Consider the following 1129-nt stretch of genomic DNA (forward strand, 5'->3'; position numbering starts at 1 on the left):
TCTGGCGTACGGCCCTGGCCGGGGCGCCGGAGCTACTCGAGCTGCCCGTCAACCGGGCCCGGCCGGCCGAGCTCGACCCGACCGGGGACCTGATCGCCTTCGACCTCGACCCCGAGATCCACCAAGCCCTCACCGCGCTCGCGCGGGAGTGCGGGGCGACGGTGTTCATGGTGGTGCAGGCGGCGGTGGCGGCGTTGCTGTCGCGGCTGGGTGCCGGGGTGGACATTCCGTTGGGGACGCCGGTGGCGGGTCGGACGGATCAGGCGTTGGACGAGCTGGTCGGGTTCTTCGTGAACACGCTGGTGCTGCGGACGGATGTGTCGGGTGATCCGACGTTCCGTGAGCTGGTGGGCCGGGTGCGGGATGCGGATCTGGCGGCGTTCGCGCACCAGGACGTGCCGTTCGAGCGGCTGGTGGAGGTGCTGAACCCGGTCCGGTCGATGGACCGGCACCCGCTGTTCCAGGTGATGCTCACCTTCGCGGAGGAGACCGTCGACGACGGGCCGCAGCTGCCCGGGCTCACCGTCAAGCCGCTGGAGAGCACCGAGGACACCGCCAAGTTCGACCTGTCCTTCGGCTTCGTCGAGCGGGCCGACCACGGCCTCGCCGGGAGTCTCGAATTCTCGGTGGAGTTGTTCGACCGGGTGACGGCGGAGTCGTTGGTGGTGCGGTTGGTGCGGTTGCTGGCGGGTGTGGTGGCTGATCCGGATGGTCGGGTCGGTGGGGTGGAGTTGCTGGCGGTCGAGGAGCGGGGTCGGCTGCTGGGGGAGTGGAACGGTGCTTCGGTGCCGTCGGAGGGTGTGCTGTTCGCGGAGGTGTTCGAGCGTCGGGCTGCGGAGTCGCCGGATGCGGTGGCGTTGGTGGCCGTGGACGGGGTGTTCTCGTTCGGTGAGGTGAATGCGCGGGCGAACCGGTTGGCGCGGGAGTTGGTGGCCCGGGGGGCGGGGGCGGAGCGGTGTGTGGCGTTGGTGCTGCCGCGGACGTCGGATCTGTTGGTCGGGTTGTTGGCGGTGTTGAAGTCGGGGGCGGCGTATCTGCCGTTGGATCCGTCGCATCCGGTGGACCGGATCGGGTTCATGGTGGGGGATGCGCGGCCGGTGCTGGCTGTGGCGGTGGGGTCGACGGCGGG

Annotated in this window: 1 protein-coding gene; it reads left to right on the top strand. The window is 70.5% G+C overall.

The annotated features are described in order from the left end of the window. On the top strand, positions 1-1129 hold a 1129-nt coding region (locus AA75_RS33150; RefSeq protein WP_199520475.1), incomplete at both ends, for a condensation domain-containing protein.

The sequence above is a fragment of the Kitasatospora sp. MBT63 genome, from assembly GCF_000710465.2.
In the GTDB taxonomy this organism is placed as follows: domain Bacteria; phylum Actinomycetota; class Actinomycetes; order Streptomycetales; family Streptomycetaceae; genus Kitasatospora.